The sequence below is a fragment of the Flavicella marina genome (assembly GCF_009193215.1).
Lineage (GTDB): Bacteria > Bacteroidota > Bacteroidia > Flavobacteriales > Flavobacteriaceae > Flavicella > Flavicella marina.
Genome location: NZ_VYVA01000003.1, coordinates 228859 through 251131 on the forward strand (window position 1 = coordinate 228859; position 22273 = coordinate 251131).

Below are 22273 nucleotides of genomic sequence, written 5' to 3' on the forward strand. Positions count from 1 at the left end.
ATGCCTATATTTACCCTTGGTTATTGACCGTACTTTATGAAAAAAATATTGAACTCTTACACAAAAAGACATGTCTCAAGATGGCTCGTGCTATCTATAGATGTTTTTTTAATTATTCAGCTGTTTTTAGCGGCTTATTTTATACGTTTTAACTTCACCCTGTCTTTTGATTTAGTGCAGACAATCTATGAGATTCCGCTGATTGGGATATTGGCAGTACTTAGTTTTATGTTGGCTGGTTCATACAAGGGAATTATCCGTCATACAGGTATCAAAGATGCTTTGAACGTCTATGTTGGGGTGAGTTTGTTATGCGGGTTTTTGGTGTTTTCTGTGCTTTTAAACAGGGTGTTCGATTTTAGCAGTACTTTTACGATTCCTATTTCGATTATTGTAATACATTATTTATTAAATATTATTGTATTGATTAGTAGTCGTTTCGTATATAAATACATGTACAGAACTTTAGTGTCCTCGGTAAAACAACCTTCTGCGACATTGATTTATGGAGCGGGTGAAATGGGGGCAATAGCCTATAACACCTTACAGAAAGGTGCAAGAGAACTCTACAAGGTTGTTGGGTTTGTTGATGATAACATAAGTAGAGCTGGGCAAATGATCAATCGAATGCCGATCTATCATGGTTCAGAGATTACGGATGAATTTGTAAGAAAATACCAAGTAAAAGAGGTGGTGGTTGCCATACAAAAAATAAAACCAAGGCGTCTGTTAGAGATTGTGGATGATATGAAGAGTCTTGGAGTTGAGGTGAAAATTGCGCCACCCATTTCTAGATGGGTTGGGGGGCATCTGGATGTAGGACAAATCAAACCAGTTCGTATTGAAGATTTATTGAACAGAGCTCCTATAAATTTGTCGAATCAAGAGGTTAGAGATGAGTTGACTGGTAAGGTTGTTTTTGTTACCGGTGCTGCAGGTTCCATAGGGGGAGAGATTTCGCAACAAATCACGAGTTATGATTGTGAAAAAGTGGTATTGATTGACCAATCAGAATCTGCTTTGTATGATTTAGAACAAGAGCTAAAAAGAGGGAAGGGTGTTAATTTCGAAGTGCAGGTAGCTGATATTAGAGACTCGGTGGTAATGGATCATCTGTTTCAAACGAAAAAACCTGATTTTGTGTTTCATGCCGCAGCATACAAACATGTACCCTTGATGGAAGAAAATCCTTACCAAGCGGTTCGAACAAATGTACAAGGTACTGCCAATATTATTGATCTTTCTGTAAAATATGAAGTGTCTAAATTTGTAATGGTTTCTACAGACAAAGCAGTAAATCCTACCAATGTAATGGGTGCTACCAAACGAATCGCAGAAATGTATGCTTCTAGCATGAATGAAATTGCAAAAGGGAAAACTAAATTTATTACCACTCGCTTTGGAAATGTGTTAGGATCGAATGGGTCGGTAATTCCATTGTTTAAAAAGCAAATAGAAAATGGAGGGCCATTGACTTTAACCCATAGAGATATTACGCGTTATTTTATGACGATACCTGAGGCATGTCAGTTGGTTATTGAAGCGGGTTGTATGGGAAAAGGTGGTGAGATTTTTATTTTTGATATGGGGAAATCAGTGAAGATTTTCGATTTGGCCAAAAGAATGATTCAGTTGTCAGGATTACGTTACCCTGAAGATATCGATATCAAAATTACCGGATTAAGGCCGGGAGAAAAGTTGTATGAAGAACTGTTAAATGATAAAGAAGCAACGTTGCCAACCCATCATGAGAAAATAATGATTGGTAAGGTAAGAGCCTTGAATAGTGAAGAAACGATATTCGCTATTCGTACTCTTTGTGAAGAAAATACAATTACTTCACCGCAACAAACAGTGAGTAGAATGAAAGAGATTGTTCCTGAGTTTTTGTCTCAGAATTCGATCTATACTGAGTTAGATATCGTTAAAAATAAATTTGAATAAAGAGGGTAGCTGCCTACATTCTTTTTATATTTGCCAAAATTTTTTATATGAAACTGAAACATCTAGTCAGAAGCTTAGTTCTTTTGTTGTTCATAGCTTCTTGTGCACCCAAGAAAAAGTTGGTGTATTTTCAAGGGGTTGATGCTTTAGAAGAAGTTGAGAACACAAATTATTCTCCAAAAATAAAACCCGACGATCAACTTTCTATAGCAGTGAATTCGTTGGATCCATCAGCTGCGATTCCGTTTAATAATTTTCAACCTACTCTTGGGGTAAATGCGGCAAATGTTGATTTACTTCCTTATTTGGTAGCCAAAGACGGAACCATTGATTTTCCACAATTGGGGAGTTTAAAAGTTGCAGGTCTGACACGTTTAGAGTTGATGGAGTTGTTAAAGCAGCGACTGGAACCTTTTTTGGTGCAACCTACTGTCAATATTCAAATTTTAAATTTCACGGTGACGATTTTAGGAGAAGTGAAAGCACCAGGTGCCTATAAAATCGACAAAGAACGTATTTCTATTTTAGATGCAGTTGGGTTAGCAGGTGATTTAACCGTGCACGGAATGCGTAATAATGTTTTGGTCATTCGTGAACATCAAGAAGAAAAAGAATTTGTACGCGTCGATTTAACGGCTGCAAATTTGTTTGAATCCCCTATGTATTACTTGCAACAAAACGATGTGGTGTATGTAGAGCCTAACAAACCGAAAGTAAATTCTTCGGCTACCAGTGCAGCAACAGGAGTTTGGATTTCAATTACCTCATTAACGATAGCCATCATTACTTTGATTACGAAATAAAGACATACGGATGAAGAATTTTGAAAATATGGAGCAGCCTATAAACCAGATAGAACAAGATACTTTGAATATTCGTGAGGAATTAGAAAAGTATTTCAGACAATGGAAGTGGTTTGTGTTAAGTAGTTTGGTCACAGTGATTGCAGTCTATTTTTATTTAAGGTACCAACCAAATGTATATGAGGTATCCACTTCGGTATTGATTAAAGAAGATCAATCAGCAATGTCATCTGAGCTAGCAGCATTTCAAGATATAGCAATGTTGGGAGGGGGATCCAGTAGTATTGAAAATGAAATTCAGATATTAAAATCAAGAACTTTAGCATCTACGGTTGCAGAAGACTTAAACTTGACTGTTTCTTATTATAGAGAAGGGCGTGTCAAAGAATCTGAAGTGTATGATGAAGTTTTTGAATTGCGTAGAGAAACGAACAAAATTAATGTTGAAAAAGATTTAGATACATTGATTTATGCAAGGATTTCTTCATTAAATCAATTAGAACTGTTAGATGTAAATCAAAATTTTGTAGCTAAATTATCGTTTGGTGAATCTATAAAATTTGGTAGCGATAATTATTATTTGATTCAAAAGAAACCTGTAAAATTCAATCATTTAGGTACGACCTTGAAGATAAAAATTACGCCTTTAGATAAGGTAGTGAGTAGCTTGATTAAAGGAATCAATGTCTCTCCCGTAGATAAAAAAGCAAGTGTATTAGCTCTTTCAATGAAGAGTAGTGTCAAAAAGAAAGCAGGTGCTATTTTGGATCAATGGGTGCTGAATTACCAAACACAAGAAATAGATGATAAAAACGAAGTAAGTCAGAATACAGCTTTTTTTGTAGGGGAACGGTTGAAGATTATTCGTGCTGAGTTATCCGAAATTGACCGATTGGTTGAGGAATACAAGTTTAACAATGACCTAACTGATATCGAAAAAGAATCGGAGTCATTTATCAATAATGTGAGTACTAGTGAACAAGCGTTGTTCGATGCCAATACTCAACTGAAGTTATTGTCGTTTATGAAGCAGTATTTGAATAAAGAATACCATAACAATGGCTTGATTCCATCTTTGGGTTTTTCAGACGCTTCTATCAATGCATTGGTAGCACAATACAATAGTATTGTTTTGGAACGTAACAGAGTGTTGCGAAACTCAACAGCAAACAACCCATTGGTGATAAATTACGATTTACAATTGACGAATTTACGATTGAGTTTGCAAGAAAGTTTGAACAATTTGGAAGAATCGCTCTCGATTACGATCAAAGAATTGACTAGAAAAGATAATGAGTTGAATTCAAAGAAATCTAGTATTCCGAGAAAGGAACGTGAGTATCGAGATTTGGTACGTCAACAAGGAATCAAAGAATCGTTGTATTTATACCTGTTGCAGAAGCAAGAAGAAACGCAAATTTCTTTGGCAGTTACCGCATCTAATTCTCGTGTCATTGATAAAGCTTATGGGTCGGATATTCCTGTAGCTCCGAAGAAAAAAATCATTTTATTGGCTGGTTTGTTGTTAGGGTTGATCATTCCTTTTGTGGTAATTTATATCAAAGATTTATTAGATACGAAATTACATACAAGAAAAGATTTAGAAGGAATTGTAACGACTCCAATCCTTGGTGATATTCCAATCAACGAAACCAAAGAAAATATTGTGGTTTCAAAAGATGGAAGATCGAGTACGGCGGAAGCTTTTCGATTGTTGCGTACGAATCTAGATTTTATGTTGACAGAGAAAAAAGATACGTGTAAAACTATTTTTTTAACGTCAACAACAAGTGGAGAAGGAAAATCGTTTGTGTCTATTAACTTAGCTTGTACCTTGGCACTGTCAGGGAAAAAGGTAGCATTGCTTGGTATGGATTTACGTGCTCCAAAAATCACTGAATATCTTGGAGTTCCGAATAGAAAAGGGATTACCAATTTTATTTTGGACGATCAAATCACTTTGGATACTTTAAAATTCTCGATTGCAGGTCATGAAAATGTTGACTTCTATGCTTCTGGTGCAATTCCTCCGAATCCTGCAGAATTGTTGATGCACAAAAGAGTAGAAGAGCTTTTCGAAAAAGTCACTTCAGAATATGATTATGTGATTGTGGATACAGCACCAGTGAGTCTTGTTACAGATACCTTAATGTTGAGTCATTATGCAGATTTATTTATTTATATCGCACGTGCAAATTATTTAGATAAACGCTTATTAGCGGTACCTCAGACATTGTATAACGAGAAACGTTTGCCAAATATGGCAATGTTGATCAACGGTTCTGATTATAAAAAAGGTTATGGTTATGGTAACTATGGAGCCTATGGCTATGGGTACGGTAATCAAGCCAACAAACCGTGGTGGAAAACGATTTTTAAAAGTTAGTACCATTTTAAATAATACAAATCTCCTTGTTAAAACAAGGAGATTTTTTTTGAAGCCTAAAAACTATTTGAATAGATGTTTTGAGAATGAAGCTTTCTACACTGTATGATAAGTATTCATTTATTTTAACAGATTTCTAATTATTTATTCCGATCTCAGTTTTTCTTTATACGAGTACTTATCTTATTTCAAAACGAACACTGAGCCCGTCGAAGTGTACCCTCGTCAACTTTTCAACCCCTTAGCTTGTCTTCTCATCGAATCCTTTGCTTGTTGTTGAATGCACGCTAAGCTTGTCATCCCATCGAACCCTGAGCTTGTCGAAGGGTGGGGTCACTTAAACAATAGTTATAAACAGAAAGAGATTCGAACCTTGTAATTGCTAAGAATTCATCAAAAGTTTCTGTTATCGGCAAAGACAATTCAGTCAACTTTGATTAAATTTGCAACTTGTGGTCAGGGATTTAGCATCCCAGATGATAAAAAGAAGTAGCCTTAAATTAAAAAGGGCTACAAAACTCGAGATTTTAGAACAAAACAATACGATGAAAAAAATTCTTGCCCTACTCTTCAGTACACGATTAATGGCTTTGTTATTCTTGATTTTTGCTACTGCAATGGGAATCGCAACATTTATTGAAAATGATTACGGAACTCAAACGGCGAAAGCTTTAGTATACAATGCTTGGTGGTTTGAATGGATCATGGTGTTGTTTGCAGTCAATTTTTTTGGTAATATCTTTAGATACCGTTTGTACAAAAAAGAAAAATGGTCTGTGTTATTGTTTCACTTGGCTTTCTTTTTTATTCTGTTAGGGGCAGGTGTAACTCGTTATATCAGTTATGAGGGAATTATGCCAATCAAAGAAGGTGAAACTTCGAATGTTTTTTATTCAGATCAAACTTACTTAAAAGTTACAATGGATGATAACAAAGACCAACGCGTGGTTTATGATCCGGTTTTGTTATCTTCTTGGGGTCAAAATAATTACAATTTTACAACAGATTTTAGAGGGCAAGAAGCACATTTCGAATTGGAAGCATTTATTCCAAACGCAACAACAAATTTTGCGGAATCTGAAGAGGGAGATTTATACATTCATTTTGTTGAGTCGAGTAGTGGAAGTCGACATGACCATTATATCAAACAAGGAGATATAGAAAATGTTCATGGTGTATTGATCGGTTTTGAACATAAAGAAAATGCCTTGGTGAATTTTGAGTATGTAGACGAGGAATTGAAAATGGAATCAATGTTCGAAGGAACATTTTTAAGGATGGCCGACCAACTGAGAGGGAAAGTCGAAAAGAATAAATTAGAGACGTTTAAATATTTGACCTTGCATAACATTGCCGGGATGAGTTTTGTTGTACCGAAACCTCCATTAACTGGGGCTATGAAAATGACCTCTGGTGATAAAGACCAATTTCCTGAACATCTTTTGCGATTTAAAGTGACGACAAAAAATGAATCAAAAGTGATTGATGTGAATGGTGGGCAGTACACTACAAATCCTCCAACGCAATTTTCATTGGGAGGGCTTAACTTTAGAGTAGGTTATGGAGCAAAAGAAATTTTTCTTCCTTTTAAAATAAAACTAAATGATTTTCAGTTAGAAAAATATCCAGGTTCTGAAAGTGCGATGTCATATGCCAGTGAAATTACAGTAATTGATCCGTCAGAGACATTTGATTTTAGAGTTTTTATGAATAATATTTTGAATTATAAAGGATATAAATTTTTTCAGTCAAGTTATAACATCACACCACAGTACGAAGAAACGCGGTTGTCAGTAAATCATGACTACTGGGGTACAACTATAACGTATTTAGGCTACTTTTTACTATATGCAGGCTTGATGTTGATTCTATTTGTGAAAAATACACGTTTCTCTTACTTACGTCATAAATTGGAAAAAATCAAAGCGAAAAAAGCTTTGTTGTCTTTAGCTGTGTTGGTTTTTATGGCAACTGGAGTTACGGCGCAAGATCATGAACACAACGAGCATGATGGACACGATCACAGTACTCAAAACCATGTACATGAGCAATCAAATAACAAAGATCAAGAACATAGCAATCATATCAATCAAATTACACCGCAGCAAATAGATTCAATTTTACAATCGAATGTGGTTGCTGCAAAACATGCTGAAGATTTTAGTGGACTTGTGATTCAAGATGCAGGAGGAAGAATGAAACCAGTGCATACCTTCGCGTCACAATTGCTAAGAAAGGTTAGTAAAAGTGATACGTACAATGGTTTAGATGCCAATCAAGTATTTCTATCGATTGTTGAAAATCCTAGATTGTGGTTCCAAGTACCGGTAATCTATTTAGAAAGAGGAAATGACAAGTTGAGAGAAATATTGGGCATAGACACAAAGGAAAAATATGCTCGCCTGATCGACTTCATTGATGATGAAGGTCGTTATAAAATAAAAGCTGAGGTGGATGCTGCACAAAAGAATAGCATTAAAAGTAAGTTTCAAAAAGATGTTATCAATGTAGACAAACGCGTTGGTTTGCTCTATTCTGCAATTGGAGGAGGAATTTTAAGAATTTTCCCGATTCCAAACGAACCAAACAATACTTGGGTGTCACAACCAGAATTGTATAGTGCGCCTTTTAGAGGTGTTGATTCGGTATTTGTAAAACAAATATTACCAGTGTATATTCAAACATTGCATGAGGCAAAAACGGCAAGTAATTACGAAGAAGCTGATAAAATATTAGAGGGAATCAAAAATTTTCAGAAAAAATATGGAGCTTCTGTGTATCCTTCTGATGATAAGATCGAATTTGAAATAGCTTACAACAAATACGATGTATTTAAAAAGCTGTTCAAATACTATATGTATGCAGGCTTGATATTATTTATTTTGGTGATTATTCAGATTTTTAAATCGAATAAAGTCATCGAAATACTACTCAAAATTTCAGTTGGTTTTGTGATTTTGTTTTTTACTATGCACACTGCTGGTTTGGGTGCAAGATGGTTTGTGAGTGGTCATGCTCCATGGAGTAATGCTTATGAATCGATGATTTATGTGGGATGGGCAACCATGCTTTTTGGGTTGCTTTTTGGACGTAAATCTGTATTGACAATTGCTGCAACAGCCTTTTTAACATCCATGATATTGATGATCGCACACTGGAACTGGATGGATCCTGAAATTGCGAACTTAGTACCTGTTTTGAATTCTTATTGGTTGATGATTCATGTTGCAATTATTGTAGCAAGTTATGGTCCGTTTGCTTTGGCGATGATATTAGGACTCCTTGCTTTGGTGTTGATGATATTGACAACAAAAAACAACAAGAAAAAATTAGACAATACAATCAATGAATTGACTGTGATCAATGAAATGTCAATCACCGTTGGTTTGGTAATGTTAACCATAGGTAACTTTTTAGGAGGTATGTGGGCTAATGAAAGTTGGGGTCGCTATTGGGGTTGGGATCCAAAAGAAACTTGGGCGTTGATTAGTATTATGATTTATGCTTTTGTTTTGCACTGTAGATTGGTGCCTGGCTTAAGAGGAAGGTTTACCTATAATATTTTATCGGTATACGCTTTTGCTTCAATTATGATGACTTATTTCGGAGTGAATTTTTATTTATCAGGTTTGCATTCTTATGCAAGTGGTGATAAAATTGTAACACCGAGTTTTGTGTATTATTCAATTTTGATTGTTGCGATATTGGGTATCTTGGCATATATAAAACACTTAAAGTTCTATAAAAAAAGTAAGTAGAATTTCTAATTTGAAATTCTTTACATTCCTTAAAAATATGTAAATTCGCAACTTCAATTTATAGCAAATTGAGGTGAAATAATTAAAAAATAAATAAATGTTTAATAAGTATATAAAAATAGTAATTGCTGTATTGATTACAGTTTGGGCTGGTTTTCAATTTGCAGATGAGAATATCGGAAATGGAATTTTAATTTTATTGTTAGCAGGTGTTTTTGTTTTCTTTTTCTTTAAAAACGAGTTTTTATTACTGGCTTTTTTACAAATCAGAAAACAAAATTTTGCAGGGGCTCAAAAATGGTTAGGTTTTATAAAAAATCCAACGAGTGCTTTGAGAAAACCGCAAGAGGCATATTATTATTTTCTTCAAGGTTTGATGGTAACGCAAACGAGCATGACACAAGCAGAGAAAATGTTTAAAAAAGCTTTGAGTCTTGGGTTGTCTATGGATCATGATGTGGCGATGGCGAAATTAAATTTGGCGGGTGTAGCGATGCATAAAAGAAGAAAAAGAGAAGCGACTACTTTGTTAAATGAAGCGAAAAAATTGGACAAACATGGTATGTTAAAAGACCAAATAAAAATGATGAAAGATCAGATGAAAAAAATCTAATCTCATTTTTAAAACGTACAAAAAACAGCCTTCGATTTCGTAGGCTGTTTTTTTATGTGTCTTTTTTGTATATTCGTATAGACCTGAACTTAATCCAATGGCCAGAATTAGAAATCGAAAACAACAAAATTACAAACGTGCTGTTTTGTTGTTAATTTTATTGGTAATTTCTTTGTTTTTTTTATTTAAAATGGATGTTTTGATTGAAAAAATATTTCAATAGAAACCTATTTTTTATAAGCTCTTCCTTTCCATACAAAACCTTTTATTTGCGAAAGGATAAAGATATATGCACTGAAATATGGGTAGATTATGCTACTAGCCAATAAAGGGATGAGATCTATTCTTTGTTTGAAAAAACGAGAGGTTTTTAATAACAACATAGCGTCAATAGTAAATTTTGTGAGGATACAAGTTACAGTAGTTTGCCATCCGAGAAACAGGGAGGCAATGGTTAATAAGTTTGCGAGAAGAACGATGCAGCCAACAAAAATTCCAAATAGGTTTTTATAGGAAGTTGCTTTAGCCGCCCATCGTATTCTTTGATGTGTCAATTGATGCCAGTTTTTTTCGTATTGAGTGGATACGATAGCCTTGTCCGATTTTAAATATCCTACTTTATCTGGGTGTTCCATTTGGATTTTTTCTAATAGAAAAACATCATCACCACTAGAGATATCTTCATTCCCTGTATATCCGTTTACCGATAGAAACAAAGGTTTGTAAAAACAACTATTTGCGGCATTGCTCATAATTGGTTTTTTTAGACCAAAGGTACCTATGGTAGTGCCTTGCAGACTCAAAAACTCTAAGTTTTGAAAGTGTTCAATAAAACGTTTTGGTTTTGGTAATGACACTGGGGCACTTATGTATTGATAGTTGTACTGCTGTAGAAAACTGTTAAAGCTAGATAGCCAAGTTAAAGGGACGATGCAATCTGCATCCGTTGTTACTATCCAATCAAATTTTGCATTTTTTACAGCTAAGGTGATGGCACTTTTTTTTCCTACTCCTTGGTTGTCTAAAACGGAAATACTTGTAGGTTTCGCGATGTGAGTTTCAATGATTTTTTTTGTGTCATCTTCTGAGTGGTCATCAATAAAAATAACTTCATACTTATGTTTAGGGTAATCAATACTTTCAAGATTTTTTAATAGTTTAGGTAGGTTGTTGGCTTCATTTCTACAAGCGATGAGAATAGAGAAGTTACAAACCGGATTCGTTTTTTTATCAACAGTGGTGGGTGTTTTAGAAAATCCAAAAGCAATTGTACCAATGGTTATAGCATAAATAAAACCTGTCAGACTAAGAATTACCAGCATCTTGTAAGTTGTTTTGAGGTTTGTATTTAGCAACGAAAAAGCTTCCAATCAGGGCAGGAAATGCAAAGTTTAACAACCACATAGCAAAAGCAGTTGTAAGAATTATGTTGTTGGGTATATGAATTTCAGAAAAAATTAATAACGCTACAGAGCCTTTGATCGCAAAATCTGTAATCGCAAAACTAGGGATAAAAGAAGCCGTAAAATACATGACACAAACCAAAGGGAATAATGTTGTAAATGTATTCGGTGTTCCTAGCAATTTTAATAGGTAAACATATTGAAAAGAAAATAGTAGGTAGCGCAGAGAACTCAAAACGAATAGTTTCAATTGAGTAATTCTATGTATAGTAGTAAAATATTCAAATAGTTTTTTAATTTTTTTAGAAAAATAGATACTTACTGTTATCAATCCAATCGCAAGAATTGCAATTAGCAAAAACTGAGAATCGATAATTTTTGTAGGTCGGTAATAATAGAAACCAAAACAACCAAACAACACAGTTACCAATAACTGGTATCCGTTAGAAAGCAATGTTAGACTGATTATTTTTTTATGTAATACGGGTTTGAAGAAAAATAATTTCGCTCCGTATTCTCCCATTTTGTTTGGTGTGATAACCGAAACTGTATGTGCTGCCAAACTTTGGATCGCAGCTGTGTGAAATGAAATTGGATTGATGGAACTAACGAGTGTTCTCCACTTCACAATTTCTAAACTCCAATTGCCTAAAGTTAAGCCTATCAATAAGACTAGTTCGTTTATTTGAAAGCTAGGTGCAGAAAAGTGAAAATGGGTGATTTTAGAATAGATAAGATGAAATGCAGCACTAAGGATACTTGTTTTTACAAGATATATGACGAATGTATTGTTTTGAAGTGTTTTGAGTTTATCCAATGTTTAGGTTGCTATTGAGCTAAGGCATTGCCTTCTTTTTTTTATCTTCGTTCTAAGTTACAAAGAAAGCAGAAATAAATTTCTTTTTCATATTAAATACTACAACAATTTGAGTACAGAAAGGATTATTTTAGGAATCGACCCTGGAACCACGATTATGGGGTTTGGTTTGATAAAAGTTCACAAGAAAAAAATGGAATTTATTCAAATGAATGAATTGTTATTGCAAAAATACGATGATCCTTATACTAAGCTAAAATTGATATTTGAGAGAACCATTGAGTTGATTGATACATATCATCCCGATGAAATTGCTATTGAAGCACCCTTTTTTGGTAAAAATGTACAATCTATGCTCAAGTTAGGAAGAGCGCAGGGAGTTGCTATGGCTGCTGGGTTGTCAAGACAAATACCTATTACAGAATACCTGCCAAAAAAAATTAAAATGGCGATTACCGGAAACGGAAATGCTTCTAAAGAACAAGTCGCTTTAATGTTGAAGAGTACATTAAGTTTAAAAACGTTGCCAAAAAATTTAGACGCGACAGATGGGTTGGCGGCTGCTGTTTGCCATTTTTATAATAGTGGTGTAAAAGTAGGAGGTAAGAACTATTCTGGTTGGGCTTCTTTTGTAAAAGCAAATGAAGGTAAAGTGAATAAAGCGAAGTAAATCAGTCTTTATTTTTTTTCTTTTTTTGCGCAATTACAACTCCCCAGATTATTAATACTGCAGCAATTAATTGAATAAATGTTACTTTCTCTCCGTCGATAACTCCCCAAATAACAGCCACCACGGTTATAAGGTATGAAACGGATGCCGAAAAAACAGGACTCGACATTTGTATGAGTTTGTTGAAGAGCAGCATCGCCATACTGGTTCCTAAAGCTGCCAAAATAAAAACATACCCTAAGGAAGTATAGGTGGTTTCTTCAGATATATTTTTTTCGAAAAAACCCGAAAATAACAACACCAAAAAGGCAGGTGGTATTAAAAATGTAAATGTCGCTGAAGTAATGCTTACCGAGTCTAATTTTTTAAATTGTGTTTTGATATAATTGACGCTAAATGCATAGCCTGTAGCAGCAATAAAAATTAAAGCTGCATAAAAATAATTTTTTGATGGGTTCTGAATAGCGCTGTGGTATAATAATATCAACGTTCCGAACAGACCAATAAAAACTCCCAAGACTTGTTTTTTTGAAAAAGAGAAATTAAAAAACAAGACACCCAAAACCATCGTAATCAAAGGAGTCAAAGAATTTAAAACAGCCGCAATCCCACTATCTATTTCGGTAATTGCAAAAGAAAAAAGAAAAACTGGAAAAAATGTTCCAAAAATAGCGACAATGGCTAAAGGTTTCCAGAATTTTTTTTCGATAGATTTTAATTTTTTGAAGCCAATAAAAAACAAAATTACCCCAGCAAAAATGATACGTAATGCTCCAATTTCTACAGGGCTCAAGCCAATCAGGGCTTTTTTTATCAGAATAAAAGAACTACCCCAAGTCAATGCAAGAATAAAAAGGAGTAGCCATTTGATGTTTTTCATTGTACCTTTGTAAATAGAATGTAAAAATCAGCTTTTTTTTCGGATAATTATCAGAATCTGTCTAAATTGCACTTAATAAAATCTCATTATATGAAAGTTATAAAAATTATTTGCCTAAGTATTTTAGTTTCTTTGGCAGCAGTGTCTTGTAAAGAAGCTTCTAAAGATGCTAGTAAAGTCGTAAAAACTACCAATACCGAAAATTTGAAGAAGATTGAAGTAGGTATCGAAGGGATGACATGTGAAATTGGTTGTGCTAAGACTATAGAATCTAAACTTTCTAAAACAGAAGGAATTTCGTCTGTGGCAATTTCTTTTGAAGATAAATTAGGGAAAATTGTGTACGACGAATCTGTTATTTCTAAAGAAGAAATTTCTAAAAAAATAGAAGCAATTGCAGGTGGTGAAACTTATAAAGTAGTTTCTTTAAAAGACGCAAAGCATGCTGCATGTTGTGCAGCTGATCTAAAATCTTGCACAATGAAGTGTAGCAAGGAATGTACAAAAGAAAATTGTGATAAATGTGCTGATAAACAAACTGCTTGTTTAGAAAAATGTGCTACAAAAAAAAATATGGCATGTTGTTCTGCTGATTTAAAAACTTGCACGATGAAGTGCAGTAAGGAGTGTACAAAAGCAGATTGCGATAAATGTGCAGCAAAGCAAGAAGAATGTAAGAAAAAATGTGCTGTGGAGAAACAAGCATGTTGCAAGTCTGATAAAAAATCCTGCGCAGTGAAGTGCAGTAAAGATTGTACAAAAGCTGATTGTGATAAATGTGAGAAAGCTACTGCTGATTGCAAAGCAAAATGTGCGGCAAAAGCATAATTTATCGATATGATAAAATCAAGAGGCGTTTCATTTTTGAAGCGCCTTTTTTTATTTGATAAAAACCAACTTCAATAGTTATAAATTAGAATATTGCGTATTTTTGTAGCCTTGTAATTTTAAACTTTTTTTCTTGAAAAAGCATTTTAAATCTATCGTTAAAGCCGCGTTGATTTCGGTATATATTATTTATATAGCAGGCTCTGTCGTGCGTATGACGGGTTCTGGAATGGGGTGTCCTGATTGGCCGAAGTGTTTCGGTTATTATATTCCTCCCACAGAAGAAGCTCAGTTAGAATGGCACCCTGAAACTACATACGATAAAGGAATGATTATCATTAGAGATGAAACTTTGATTTATGCGAATGAAGATTTTGTGACATCACAGAGTTTTAAAGCAGAGAATTGGAGTCCTTATACGAAACACGATTACGCTATATTTAATGTTTATCATACCTGGACAGAATACATCAATCGCTTGGCATCAGTATTGTCAGGCTTTGTGTTTTTGTTTTTAATAGCTGGTGCAATAACGTATTGGAAAGAGAATAAAAAGGTTACCCTATTGTGTTTCGGAGCATTTGCTTTGATGCTTTTTGAAGCTTGGTTAGGTAAGATGGTAATAGATTCTGTCTTAAAACCTTCAGTAATTACCATCCATATGGTTGCTGGTTTGTTTATTATTGGTTTGTTGCTTAAAGTATTACATCTTCTTTCAGAAAAACAATTAGAAGTCAAGCCCTACAATGCATTTTTTCAAAGGCTATTAATAGTCTCGTTATTGTTGTCAGTAATTCAAATAGCACTTGGTACTCAAGTAAGACAGTTTGTAGATGAACAAGTAAAACTATTTGGTTTTGAAAACAAACAAATGAGTTTGTATAATCCAAGTCTCAAGTTTTACGTGCATCGTTCGTTTACAATCGCTATTGTGTTATTGAATTTTCTAATATATTATAAAAACGAAACATTAAAATTAGGATTTCAATTGCCTAAATACATTATTGGTTTATTGGTGTTCGAAGCTCTTTCAGGAATTTTAATGTTCTACAGTGATTTCCCTTTTGGTACGCAAACCGTTCACTTGTTGTCAGGTACCTTATTGTTTGGAGCACAATATTATTTGTTAATGCAGAACGCCACACTGAAAAGGGGGCAATCACATCAATAATAGTGTTGTGAATTGCATTGTTTTTTGAAATAAATGCAGAGTTGAATTACAAATCTTTTTTCTAACTTCGCAAAAAATTATTTTTTATGTCAAATTCTTTTGGAAAACTTTTTAAAGTAAGCACTTTTGGTGAATCACACGGACCTGCAATTGGTGGTGTTATTGATGGATGTCCTCCAGGGATTGAGCTAGATTTTGAAGCAATTCAAAAAGAATTAGACCGTAGAAAACCTGGACAATCAAAGATTGTTACACAGCGTAAAGAACCAGATGAGGTAGCTTTTCATTCAGGAATATTTGAAGGAAAAACAACAGGTGCATCGATTGGTTTTTTAATAGAAAACACGAATCAAAAATCTAAGGATTATTCGCATATCGCAACTACTTTTAGACCTTCTCATGCCGATTATACATACGATCAAAAGTATGGAAATCGTGATTACCGTGGTGGAGGTAGAACTTCAGCACGTGAAACCGCGAACTGGGTTGTAGGTGGAGCAGTAGCGAAACAAGTAATTCCTCAAATAAAAATTAACGCCTATACATCTGCTATCGGAAATATCAAACTTGACACACCTTATCAAGAATTGGATTTCGATTTGATTGAGTCGAATATTGCCCGTTGTCCTGATGCGAAAAAAGCAGAAGAGATGATTGAGTACGTGTCTCAAATTAAAAAAGAAGGTGATACTGTAGGAGGCGTCATTACATGTGTTATTCAAAATGTACCTGTTGGTTTAGGAGAGCCAATCTTTAATAAATTACATGCAGCTCTTGGACAAGCTATGTTGTCTATCAATGCCGTAAAAGGATTTGAATATGGTAGTGGTTTCGACGGCGCTTCAATGAAAGGTAGTGACCATAACGATATTTTTAATAAGGACGGGTCTACAAAAACGAATCGATCTGGTGGAATTCAAGGTGGAATTAGCAATGGTATGGATATCTATTTCAATGTAGCTTTCAAGCCAGTTGCTACGTTGATTCAAAAACAAATGACGATTGATAAAGAAGGAAACGAGGTTGAGATGATGGGGAAAGGTAGACACGATCCTTGTGTGGTGCCAAGAGCAATTCCTATTGTTGAAGCTATGGCTGCAATGGTCTTGGTAGATTTTATGATGCTAAATCAGGCAAGTAAAATTTAGTATTTTATTTCGAAGTCTTTTTTAGAAACGTCTCTGTTGATGAGAATAGATCTCGTTTGAAATTCTATTTTATTGTTTCCGGCAACCATTAATAAATTTGTTGGAAATAGTAATCCTTCAATTGCTACATAGTTTCCGAAAAATAGTTGTTGTAAAAATGTCTTTCCGTTTTTTTCTTGAATACTAACACCTTTTCTTTTAAGCCCTGTGTCTTTTGAGTAGTAAATTTTGTTGTTTTCAAACTGAATCACATAACAGTCTTGTCGTTCTACTTTTTCTATACCAACGTATTTCGCTGATTTTATATAATTAAATTCAGGGAAAATGCTTCGTTGCTTTTTATATCGTTTTTCTTCGTCTTTGGTGAATTCAATCTCTTCTCCTTGCTGAATAGTCAAACCCTGTTCTCCGTCGAAGATAGTTTTTGAAATGATTTTTTCTCCGATTGACATTGCGTTGGAAAACGAATTCGGAAGCATCATTTTTTGTATCAAAATCAGGTCTTTTTCATGAAGAGTTCCTTTCGCTTCAGAAGAGAAAGAGTGAATTTGTCGTGCTCGTTCTTTACCGCCAATAGCATCGAAATATTTTTCAATAATTGCCTTTACGGTGGTGGCGTTTTTTTGTTGCGCAGAACTACTACTAGTTGCAAACAATAAAAGAGAAATAATAACGACTACTTTGAATTTCATAACACGGTTTGTAAGGTGTAAATATATAAAAGAGTTCGCAGATATATTTTACGAAATCAATTTAGAGCACTTTGGCTATTTTTTTTGTTTGCAAGAGGTGTAACAAAGGTGTTTTTTAAGTAGAATAAAATGTTGTTTATTAATGAAAAAGGAGTATATTTGCACTCGTTTTAAATAAAACAGAAATTAAATTACAAACATATGTACGCAATTGTAGAGATAGCAGGGCAGCAGTTTAAAGTAGCAAAAGACCAAAAGGTATACGTACACCGTTTACAATCTGAAGAAGGATCAAAAGTAACTTTTGATAACGTTCTTTTAGTTGGAGAAGGTGAAAACATTACTATTGGCGCCCCAGCTATAGAAGGAGCCAAAGTAACGGCTAAAGTATTAGGTCACTTAAAAGGTGATAAAGTTATCGTTTTCAAAAAGAAACGTAGAAAAGGATACAAGAAAAAGAACGGACACCGTCAGTTCTTAACTGAAATCCAAATTGATGGTATCGCTGTAGGTGGTGCTAAGAAGAAAGCAGCAGCTAAAAAAGAAGCAGCAACTGAAGAGGCGGCTCCTAAAAAAGCAGCAGCTAAGAAAGCTCCAGCTAAAAAAGCAGCTCCTAAAAAAGAAGCAGCTGAGAAAAAAGCTCCAGCTAAAAAGGCAGCTCCAAAAAAGGCAGCAGCTAAGAAAGAAGAAAAATAATAAACTATACCTTTATATTAATTTAGGTACAAAAAATAAGAAATTATGGCTCACAAAAAAGGTGTCGGAAGTTCGAAGAATGGTAGAGAATCAGAATCGAAACGTCTAGGTGTAAAAATTTATGGTGGTCAAGCTGCAATCGCAGGGAATATTATCATCCGCCAAAGAGGAACGAAACACTACCCAGGTGAAAATGTTTACATGGGGAAAGATCATACTTTACATGCTAAAGTTGATGGTTTAGTGAAGTTCACTAAAAAGAAAGATAATAAGTCTTATGTTTCTATCGAAGCATTTGAAGCTTAAGAAATAAGATTTTTTAAAAATCTAAAAACTCCCTTCCATTTTTGGTTGGGAGTTTTCTTGTTTTAGTTTGTTAAATGTTTTCTTACGAACTAAAGCTACATTTATGTACATTTATCCTATGCAAATACTTTACAATTTTTTGATATATGTGGCAGCTTTTTGTGTCAAAGTAGCCGCGATTTTTAATAGTAAACTAAGGCTTTTTGTTTCAGGACGAAAAGAAACCCTAGGTAAGTTAAGTTCTGAGATTTCAAAAAGTGATAAGGTGTTTTGGATTCATTGTGCTTCCTTGGGTGAGTTTGAACAAGGTCGACCCGTAATTGAAAAATTCAAGCAGGAACACCCTGATTATAAAATTGTTTTGACTTTTTTTTCGCCTTCTGGATATGAGGTGCAGAAAAAATATGATTTAGCTAATGTTGTAGTGAACTTACCAATAGATACTCCTGAAAATGCTAAGAAATTTGTCAATCTATTGAATCCAAAAATTGCGGTATTTGTCAAGTATGAGATTTGGCCAAATATGTTGAAGGAATTGAAAAATAAAAATATTCCTACCTTATTGGTTTCTGGTATTTTTAGAAAAGAGCAAATCTATTTTAAGAATTACGGAGTATGGATGCGATCTAAGTTAGCATCATTTACACATTTCTTTTTGCAAGATGCCGATTCAGCTTCTTTATTGCAGCAGGTTGGTTTTACAAATATTACTGTATGTGGTGACACAAGGTTCGATCGTGTATACGATATTTTAAGCAGAGATAATGAACTTGATTTTATCAATGATTTTGTTCAAAACAATTATGTAACTGTTGCAGGTAGTACTTGGCCCGAAGATGAAGAATTGTTGGTAGATTATATCAAAAACAAAGCTGCTTCAAACGAAAAATTTATCATTGCACCACATAACATAAAAGAGGAAGGTGTAACGCGTTTGCGAAACCAACTGGGGGATTTGGCTGTGTTGTATTCTGAAAGGGAAGGAAAGGATTTGAGCTCGTTTCAAGTGTTTGTTGCAGATACCATAGGGATTTTGACAAAGATTTACAGCAAAGCACATGTTGCATATGTGGGTGGGGGCTATACAAAAAGTGGTATCCATAATATTTTAGAACCTGCAACATTTGGTATTCCAGTGGTAATAGGACCAAATTATAAGAAATTCCGTGAAGCGAAAGATTTGGTTCGGATAGGAGGTTGTATAACAACGAGCGATCAAAAAGCCGTTGATGCTATATTGACTGAATTTAGAGATAATGATGTGTTGAGAAACGAGCGTGGTGCACTGGCTTTAAATTACATCAAAAAAAGTTTGGGTGCTTCCGAGAAAATTTGTCAATTTATCGATAGTACGATTAAATAATTGCTGCTTTAATAGTACTTGATAAATTTTGTTCTTACCTCTTTTTATCAGAACTTTACAGGCTTATAACACTTGTTGAGATGAATACGTTGGTTGATGCTTTTGGGAGACAAATAACTTACTTGCGATTGGCAGTTACAGATCGTTGTAACTTAAGATGTACGTATTGTATGCCGGCAGAAGGTGCGGCGATTGTTGAGCGAAATGAATTGTTGACTTTTAAAGAAATGTATCGCATCACTCGTGTGCTTTCTGAACTTGGAGTCAATAAAGTTCGACTAACAGGTGGTGAACCTTTTGTTAGAAAAAACTTCATAGATTTTATAAAAATGTTATCGTTTAATGAGCGGCTTGACGAAATAAATATTACCACAAACGGAGCGCTTATTTCTGAGCATATTGAAGTTTTAGAAACCTTGAAAATTAAAACGGTCAATTTGAGTATAGATAGTTTAGATGCTCAAAATTTTGCTAAAATTACAAGACGTGATGTTTTTGATAAAGTTTGGGATACCTATGAAAAACTTAAAAATAGTAGTCTCAAATTAAAACTGAATGTCGTGATTCAGTCAGGTGTCAATACCGATGAAATTAACAAGTTTGTAGCACTTACAAAAGAAGAACCCATCGAAATTCGATTTATTGAAGAAATGCCGTTTAACGGAGTGGGAAAAAGAACGACGAATGAAGTTTGGAATTTTACAAAAATCTTAGATGAAATAAAGTCAGTTCACAGCAATGTAAACAGATTGCCTATAAAAAAATCTTCTACCTCACATATGTTTCAAGTTGAAGGGTATAATGGTGTGTTCGGAATCATTCCTGCCTATACAAGAACTATTTGTCACGACTGCAATAGAATTCGAATTACTTCAACGGGACTTTTGAAAAACTGTTTGTTTGATGAAGGTGTGTTTAATATCAGAGATTTTATAAGAAACGGAGCTTCTGATGATGAATTGAAACAGCTATTTATAGATTTGGTAGCGAAAAAACCAAAAGATGGATTTGTAGCTGAAGCCAATCGTTTGAAGAATAAAAATGTTTCAGAAAGTATGTCTTCCATAGGAGGATAATTAAAACTGCGTGCTATGAAAGAAAAAAGAACCCCAAAAAAAATGGCGATTTTAATTATCGTATCAATAGTGTTGTTATTGATTTTTACGAATTTTGATTTAACGAAAGAGCTATTGATCAAAGGTGAAAATTCGAATTACTTGATCCCTGTAACAATCCTTTTTCCAATTTTGTTTGTGTTTTTGTATGCGAATATTTTGTATTTGAAATTTTCATTTAAAGAAGGAAAAACACTCATTCAGAAAATAATTTATGGACTAATTAATGTTAGTATTACAGCGATGATTTTTGGAGTTGGTTTTCAGTTTTGGAAATACAGCCAAGGAGATATTGATGTAGCGTTTAATGGAGAAGTAAAAAAAGCTTTTGAGTTAAATTTTAGAAATTTATTTTTTTGGGTATTTTACCAAAGTATTTTAATGGCTTACGGATTGTCTATTTTGAAAATAGGGGTAAGTAAAATGAAAAAATAATTCGATTAGCAAAACTTTCAAAACGATTAAGATGATTGATGTATCAGAAGCGAGTAAGTTAATTCAAGAAGAATGTCAACAATATGGTACAGAAAAAGTTTTGTTGATGGAATCTGTAGGAAGGGTTTTAAAAGAGGCTATTTTTGCTGACAGAGATTTTCCTCCATTTGATCGTGTTTGCATGGATGGAATTGCGATTTCTAAAAAATCTTTCGATGCTGGACGTCGAACTTTTAAAATTGAAGGTGTTCAGGCAGCTGGAAGTGCACAAAAAGAATTAGTTGATAACGATGCTTGTTTAGAAGCTATGACCGGTGCAGTGCTTCCCAAAGGCACTGATGTAGTGATCCCTTATGAGCAAATAGAAATTAAAAATAACTGTGCTCATGTTTCTGTTGATGCAGTAAAAGAACTACAAAACATACATTTACAAGGAAAAGACAAAGTTAAAGGTGATTTACTGATTGCAAAAAACAGAATAATTACAGCAGCCGAAATAGGTGTATTAGCTACCGTTGGTATGCATGAAGTTGAAGTGGCGAAACAACCGAAAATTTTGATTGTCTCTACTGGAGACGAATTGGTTGAGGTTACGGAAAATCCATTGACGCATCAAATTAGAAGGAGTAACGTATATAGTTTACAGGCGCTGTTGTTGAAGTTGGGAATTGCCTCTAAAACAAAACATTTGCCTGATGATAAACCATCGTTGCTAGCTGAAATTGAAAAAGCACTTGATAGTTTTGATGTTGTGTTGTTTAGTGGTGCGGTTTCAAAGGGGAAATTTGATTATATTCCTGAAGTATTAGATCGTTTAGGAGTTGAGAAATTGTTTCATAAAGTAAAACAACGCCCAGGAAAACCTTTTTGGTTTGGTAAAAGAAACGCCAATAATAATGAGAATAATACCTTGGTTTTTGCGTTTCCAGGGAATCCAGTTTCGACCTATGTAAATTGTTTGAAGTATTTTTATCGATGGTATCAAAAGTCAATTCTAGGTAAGGAGTTAATTCTTGAAGAAGCAATGTTGGGGCAGAATTTTTCTTTCAAGCCTAGTCTTACATATTTTCTTCAAGTGCAATTGAAAAATGAATCAGGAGTAATAACAGCCATGCCTCTTTCGGGTAATGGATCAGGAGATTTGGCCAATTTAACAGAAGCTGATGCTTTGTTAGAATTGCCAGCAGATAAAACAGAATTTTTGAAAGGAGAAGTGTTTCCTATCATCAGATATCGTTAAATAAT

The 22273-nt window shown here is 34.3% G+C and carries 19 protein-coding genes; 15 read left to right on the forward strand and 4 right to left on the reverse strand.

The window, feature by feature from the left end:
- Positions 1–36: 36 nt before the first annotated feature.
- The 5 genes from F6P99_RS07975 to F6P99_RS07995 all read left to right on the forward strand — a co-directional run bounded on the left by F6P99_RS07975 (position 37) and on the right by F6P99_RS07995 (position 9504).
- Positions 37–1944 carry a polysaccharide biosynthesis protein gene (locus F6P99_RS07975; protein WP_152286944.1) on the forward strand — a complete coding sequence of 636 codons (1908 nt, stop codon included), beginning with the start codon at positions 37–39 and terminating at the stop codon, positions 1942–1944.
- 47 nt (positions 1945–1991) lie between these two features.
- Positions 1992–2747: a polysaccharide biosynthesis/export family protein gene (locus tag F6P99_RS07980; protein ID WP_226913044.1), complete on the forward strand. Its 756-nt coding sequence runs from the start codon at positions 1992–1994 to the stop codon at positions 2745–2747.
- Positions 2748–2757: 10 nt separating this feature from the next.
- On the forward strand, positions 2758–5133 hold the full coding sequence (locus tag F6P99_RS07985; protein WP_152286945.1) for a GumC family protein: 2376 nt from the start codon (positions 2758–2760) through the stop codon (positions 5131–5133).
- Between the two features lie 545 nt (positions 5134–5678).
- A complete protein-coding gene (gene ccsA / locus F6P99_RS07990) occupies positions 5679–8891 on the forward strand; it encodes a cytochrome c biogenesis protein CcsA (RefSeq protein ID WP_152286946.1) in 3213 nt (1070 codons plus the stop codon).
- A gap of 97 nt (positions 8892–8988) precedes the next feature.
- Positions 8989–9504: a DUF2892 domain-containing protein gene (locus F6P99_RS07995; RefSeq protein WP_152286947.1), complete on the forward strand. Its 516-nt coding sequence runs from the start codon at positions 8989–8991 to the stop codon at positions 9502–9504.
- Between the two features lie 227 nt (positions 9505–9731).
- Here F6P99_RS07995 and F6P99_RS08000 read toward each other — a convergent pair whose 3' ends face one another.
- A complete protein-coding gene (locus F6P99_RS08000) occupies positions 9732–10826 on the reverse strand; it encodes a glycosyltransferase (protein ID WP_152286948.1) in 1095 nt (364 codons plus the stop codon).
- Positions 10810–11724: a hypothetical protein gene (locus F6P99_RS08005; protein WP_152286949.1), complete on the reverse strand. Its 915-nt coding sequence runs from the start codon at positions 11722–11724 to the stop codon at positions 10810–10812. Before F6P99_RS08005 ends, F6P99_RS08000 begins: the two co-directional genes overlap by 17 nt.
- 109 nt (positions 11725–11833) lie before the next feature.
- Here F6P99_RS08005 and ruvC point away from each other — a divergent pair, with 109 nt between their 5' ends.
- The gene (gene ruvC, locus F6P99_RS08010; protein ID WP_152286950.1) at positions 11834–12394 is read left to right on the forward strand and encodes a crossover junction endodeoxyribonuclease RuvC; all 561 of its coding nucleotides are present in this window, start codon (positions 11834–11836) and stop codon (positions 12392–12394) included.
- Position 12395: 1 nt separating this feature from the next.
- Here ruvC and F6P99_RS08015 read toward each other — a convergent pair whose 3' ends face one another.
- Positions 12396–13274 carry a DMT family transporter gene (locus tag F6P99_RS08015; RefSeq protein WP_152286951.1) on the reverse strand — a complete coding sequence of 293 codons (879 nt, stop codon included), beginning with the start codon at positions 13272–13274 and terminating at the stop codon, positions 12396–12398.
- 90 nt (positions 13275–13364) lie between these two features.
- Here F6P99_RS08015 and F6P99_RS08020 point away from each other — a divergent pair, with 90 nt between their 5' ends.
- The 3 genes from F6P99_RS08020 to aroC all read left to right on the forward strand — a co-directional run bounded on the left by F6P99_RS08020 (position 13365) and on the right by aroC (position 16421).
- Positions 13365–14102, forward strand: a complete 738-nt coding sequence (locus F6P99_RS08020; protein WP_152286952.1) for a heavy-metal-associated domain-containing protein — start codon at positions 13365–13367, stop codon at positions 14100–14102.
- A gap of 133 nt (positions 14103–14235) precedes the next feature.
- The gene (locus F6P99_RS08025; protein WP_152286953.1) at positions 14236–15273 is read left to right on the forward strand and encodes a COX15/CtaA family protein; all 1038 of its coding nucleotides are present in this window, start codon (positions 14236–14238) and stop codon (positions 15271–15273) included.
- Between the two features lie 86 nt (positions 15274–15359).
- Complete coding sequence (gene aroC / locus F6P99_RS08030; protein ID WP_152286954.1) at positions 15360–16421, forward strand: chorismate synthase; 1062 nt, start codon at positions 15360–15362, stop codon at positions 16419–16421.
- On the opposite strand, the gene F6P99_RS08035 is transcribed toward aroC, so the two are convergent.
- The gene (locus tag F6P99_RS08035; RefSeq protein ID WP_152286955.1) at positions 16418–17113 is read right to left on the reverse strand and encodes a hypothetical protein; all 696 of its coding nucleotides are present in this window, start codon (positions 17111–17113) and stop codon (positions 16418–16420) included. The genes aroC and F6P99_RS08035 overlap by 4 nt on opposite strands.
- 201 nt (positions 17114–17314) lie before the next feature.
- On the opposite strand from F6P99_RS08035, the gene rplU reads away from it, so the two are divergent.
- From rplU to F6P99_RS08065, 6 genes are all read left to right on the forward strand, one after another.
- Complete coding sequence (gene rplU / locus F6P99_RS08040; protein ID WP_152286956.1) at positions 17315–17809, forward strand: 50S ribosomal protein L21; 495 nt, start codon at positions 17315–17317, stop codon at positions 17807–17809.
- 45 nt (positions 17810–17854) lie between these two features.
- Positions 17855–18115, forward strand: coding sequence for a 50S ribosomal protein L27 (rpmA, locus tag F6P99_RS08045; RefSeq protein ID WP_152286957.1), 261 nt, complete (start codon positions 17855–17857; stop codon positions 18113–18115).
- Between the two features lie 103 nt (positions 18116–18218).
- Entirely contained in the window at positions 18219–19478 is a 1260-nt protein-coding gene (locus F6P99_RS08050) for a 3-deoxy-D-manno-octulosonic acid transferase (protein ID WP_226913045.1), read from the forward strand.
- An 80-nt stretch (positions 19479–19558) separates the two neighbouring features.
- Positions 19559–20554, forward strand: a complete 996-nt coding sequence (gene moaA, locus F6P99_RS08055; protein WP_152286959.1) for a GTP 3',8-cyclase MoaA — start codon at positions 19559–19561, stop codon at positions 20552–20554.
- Between the two features lie 15 nt (positions 20555–20569).
- The gene (locus tag F6P99_RS08060; protein WP_152286960.1) at positions 20570–21028 is read left to right on the forward strand and encodes a hypothetical protein; all 459 of its coding nucleotides are present in this window, start codon (positions 20570–20572) and stop codon (positions 21026–21028) included.
- Positions 21029–21059: 31 nt separating this feature from the next.
- The gene (locus F6P99_RS08065) at positions 21060–22268 is read left to right on the forward strand and encodes a molybdopterin molybdotransferase MoeA (RefSeq protein WP_152286961.1); all 1209 of its coding nucleotides are present in this window, start codon (positions 21060–21062) and stop codon (positions 22266–22268) included.
- The last annotated feature ends 5 nt before the right edge of the window (positions 22269–22273 follow it).